Annotated in this window: 1 protein-coding gene and 3 pseudogenes; 3 read left to right on the top strand and 1 reads right to left on the bottom strand. The window is 60.9% G+C overall.

Annotation, left to right across the window (positions count from 1 at the left end; all coding sequences use genetic code 11):
• Positions 1-146: 146 nt before the first annotated feature.
• From ACLFKU_RS42555 to istB, 3 genes and pseudogenes are all read left to right on the top strand, one after another.
• Entirely contained in the window at positions 147-722 is a 576-nt protein-coding gene (locus tag ACLFKU_RS42555; protein ID WP_410853233.1) for an FkbM family methyltransferase, read from the top strand.
• Positions 723-897: 175 nt separating this feature from the next.
• Positions 898-2,441: pseudogene (gene istA / locus ACLFKU_RS42550) on the top strand (IS21 family transposase).
• A gap of 15 nt (positions 2,442-2,456) precedes the next feature.
• A pseudogene (gene istB / locus ACLFKU_RS42545) lies at positions 2,457-3,213 on the top strand (IS21-like element helper ATPase IstB).
• A gap of 546 nt (positions 3,214-3,759) precedes the next feature.
• Here istB and ACLFKU_RS42540 read toward each other — a convergent pair.
• Positions 3,760-3,909, bottom strand: a pseudogene (locus tag ACLFKU_RS42540) (DDE-type integrase/transposase/recombinase); the annotation flags it as partial.
• Positions 3,910-4,075 lie beyond the last annotated feature (166 nt).

Here is a 4,075-nt window from a genome sequence, read left to right as displayed (position 1 = left end):
CAGGAGATGGCATTGGTTCCACCTGAATAAAAGGCATTGAGCATCAAATCGACATCACAAACCGGCGCAGCGACTCATTGAAATGAAGTGCTGCTCGCCGGCGAGGGGTATTTCAACAGCCTGCTAGGGAACTCCTGGAGAACACGATGGATCGTATCAGCGGACATACCTTTTTCCGGCGGTTTTTGCATCGAGACAGCACTGTTATCGATCTGGGCGCGAACAGCGGTACGTTTTCCCGGCTGATGTCGGAGAAATACGAATGCGTCTGTTACGCGGTCGAGCCGAATCCCGACTGTTTTGCGCGGCTCGGTGGCATGGCGCGCGTGAAGCCCTTCAACCTCGCGATTGCCGATCGTGCAGGGACGACGAGCTTCTTCGTGGCGGCGAATTCGGAGGCATCGTCGTTCATTCGTACCAGCGAGAACAGTCGCGAGGTCCAGGTGGCCGCTGTGCGGATCGACGTGTTCACGCAGCAGCAGGGAATCGCGCAAATCGATTTGCTGAAGGTCGACATCGAAGGCGCCGAGGTGCCGCTGCTTGATTCACTGTCGGACGCGTTCCTGCGTAACATTGGCCAGGTCGCGATCGAATTCCATGATTTTTGCGGCCTTGTGGAGAAGAGGGATGTCGCCCGGCTTGAGCAGCGGCTTGAATCGCAGGGATTCCGGTCGATCAATTTCTCGAAGGAATTGCGTATTCCACACCAAACCGAACGCTGATTCCACGGCAAACCGAGCGCCGATTCCACAGCAAAGCGAGCGCCGATTCCACGGCAAACCGAGCAGGGATTCCACGACTGCCCGAGCGCGAATTCCACGCGTAACCGAGCCGTAAGGTGGAGGGACGGCGACGCGGATAACCATGGCACGCTTGACGATTTTCTCGGGCGGCCGAATGTCGAATAAATGGTTATCCATGCGTCAGATCAGGGGAAGTGCTGCGCCTACGTTTCGTATGTGAACGTAGCCAGCGCGAGATCGCGACGACGATCGGCGCTTCGAGCGCGACGGTCTGGGACTACCTGGACCGTGCCCGGCGTGCGCAACTGGACTTCGGGAAGGCCATGTCGATGGACGACGCGGCACTCGAGGCGCTGCTGTTTCCGCCGCCGCCGTCGTTGAGCCGGACACGCCCTCTGCCCAACTGGGCGCTCGTGCATCGCGAGCTTGGCCGGCGAGGCGTAACGCTGGACCTGCTCTGGAACGAGTACAAGGCCCAGGAGCCCGAGGGTTACGGCTACGGTTGGTTCTGCAAGCACTACGAGCGCTGGGCGGCGGCCCTGCCGGTCACGCTCCGCCAGTCACACACTCCGGGCGAGAAGCTGTTCATCGACCACTCGGGCAACAGGCCGGGCATCGTTGATCCGCACACACCGGCGAGATCCGCGAGGCGGAACTGTTCGTCGCGACGCTCGGCGCATCGAACTGCACATATGCCGAGGTCACCTGGACCCAGCAGCTTGAGGACTGGATCGGCTCGCATGTGCGCGCGTTGAACTTCATCGGCGGTTGTGTCGAGATCCTGGTGCCCGACAACCTGAAGTCCGGCGTACATAAGGCCGACTTCTACGATCCGGTTCTGAACCGGACCTACGGCGAGATGGCTGCCCATTACTCGATGGCGATCATCCCGGCACGCAAACGTCGGCCCCGCGACAAGGCGAAGGTCGAGCAGTCGGTGCTCCTGGCACAGCGCTGGATTCTGGCCCGGCTGCGCAACCAGCGGCTGTTCAGCCTCGACGAAGCCAATCGGGCAATCGCAGCGCTGCTCGTCGAACTGAACAACAGGCCGTTCAAGAAGCTGCCCGGCTGCCGCCGCAGCGCCTTCGAGGAACTTGATCGCCCGGCACTTCGCCCTTGCCAGAAAGGCCTTACCAGTACGCGCAGTGGAAGGTTGCCCGCGTCGGCATCGATTACCACGTCGAACTCGACGAACACTATTACTCGGTCTCGTACTGCCATGCCCGGGAGCAGGTCGACGTGCGCCATACGAAGACAACTGTCGAGATCTTCCTGCGCGGTCAGCGTATTGCCGCGCATGCGAAGAGCGAGCGGCGTGGCCATCACACCACGATCGCTGCGCACATGCCTCCGAATCATCGGGCTGCCACCACGGAGTGGAATCCGCAACGGCTGATCGACTGGGCCACCGACATCGGTCCGCACACCGCTGCGGTCATCGAACACCTGCTCGGCGGTCGCCAGCATCCGCAGCAGGCTTACCGCGCCTGCCTAGGCGTGCTGCGCATGGGCAAGGACTACGGCCGTACGCGGCTGGAAGCCGCCTGCCAGCGTGCCATTGATCTGAAAGCGCCGAGCTACCGGTTCATCGCCTCAACGTTGAAGAATGGTCTGGAGAGCAAGGCCGATGCTCCCGTCGGCCAGACCGAACTGCCGCTCGTGCACGCCAACGTGCGCGGGCCGTCCTACTACCACTGAAAGGAGATCATCGACATGCTGCATCACCCCACCGTTGAGCGGCTGCACGAGCTGCGCCTGTTCGGCATGGCCGCGGCGCTGGCCGACCAGCAATCCCAGAACAGCATCGATCAGCTCGGCTTCGAGGAGCGCCTCGGGCTGCTCGTCGAACGCGAAGCAAGCGAACGCCAGTCACGCCTTCTCACGGCGCGGCTGCGCCGCGCGAAGCTGCGCTTCCCTGACGCGGTACCGGAAGACATCAACTACCGCGAGCCCCGCGGACTTGACCGCGCTCTACTCGCCCGGCTACTTACCGGTGAATGGATACGGGCGCGCCAGAACGTAATTCTGGTCGCGCCAACCGGGCTTGGCAAAAGCTGGCGCATGTGCGCTGGTCAACCAGGCGTGCCGTCACGGCTTCTCGGCCTGCTATCTGCGCATGCCGAAGTTCAACGAGGAGATGGCCATCGCGCACGGTAGCGGCGGTTACGCGAAGCTGCTCGCGCAATGGGCGAAAACCGACATCCTCGTCATGGACGACCTCGCCATGGCGCCGCTGTCGGATTCGGCGCGGCGTGATCTGCTCGAGGTGCTCGACGACCGGCACGGCCGGCGTTCGACAATCGTAACCAGCCAGATTCCAGTCGACAGCTGGCATGCCGCCATCGGCGATCCAACGCTTGCAGACGCGATCCTCGACCGGCTGGTTCACAACGCGCATCGGCTCACACTATCGGGCGAGTCGATGCGCAAGCGCCGAAATGGTTTGACCATCGAAGACGAGAAGGAGTAAAAGAACTCACCCCGCGTCGCCACGTCCGCAGCGCTCGCTTTGCTGTGGAATCCCCGCTCGGCTTCGCGTGGAATGTCTGCTCGCTTTGCCGCGGTACGGCTGCTCGATTTGCGTGGAATACGCAAAGGAATCGCACGGGCACGAAGATCATCTGTTCGTAAACCGGGCCCGGTGTCCGCTCGGCTACGTCGAGTATGCGACCACGAAGTATGTGACGAGGTACCTGTTGTGCGTGGGCCGCATCATCGACCGCTGGAGGCGCGGTGGCAGTAAGCGGCAGTGATTTGAACGGCTCTGATGTGATGGACGACTTCCGCAGTTCGGGGCCCGGCATATTCCAAAGTGGAGAATTGTCAAAGCCAGATCCGAATGTTGGAGTGCGGGCGATTTACAGATGTTGGGGGTGAGGTTGGTTTTGTGGCTCCGGTGCAAATAGGTAGCGTGGTCGAAATAATCTTTATAGATTGGGGTACCTGATCGATTGAACAGGACGGCGTTCCAAACCGCGGGCGCGGTGGTGTCGCTGAGCCTGAGCGCGCAGAGGTCGAACTGCGCCTTGCGAATGCGATGCATCAACTGGATGCCTGAAATCGTGATCGCGGCACTTCGGAACCGTTTGAATCCAAGCATCACGTTCGTTCTTGACTTGATGTGACGATGGTCCTGTTCGATCAGATTATTGAGATACTTCCGTTGGTGAGCACGAAATAGCCCACGCCGGCGACGGGATGCGCATTAGAAGCGGTTTCAAAAAGCCCGTGAAGGGGCTGTTAAGGAAGCTCTGCAGAAGTCGTTTTCGTAGCGGCGATTTTCCACACGCATCGCAGTCTGAACGGCGACGACATTCCTTGTGCGGAGATCG

The sequence above is a fragment of the Paraburkholderia sp. EG304 genome, from assembly GCF_046543485.1.
GTDB lineage: Bacteria > Pseudomonadota > Gammaproteobacteria > Burkholderiales > Burkholderiaceae > Paraburkholderia > Paraburkholderia youngii.
Note: the sequence above shows the minus strand (reverse complement) of the source record. Positions and strands in the feature narration are given on the sequence as shown.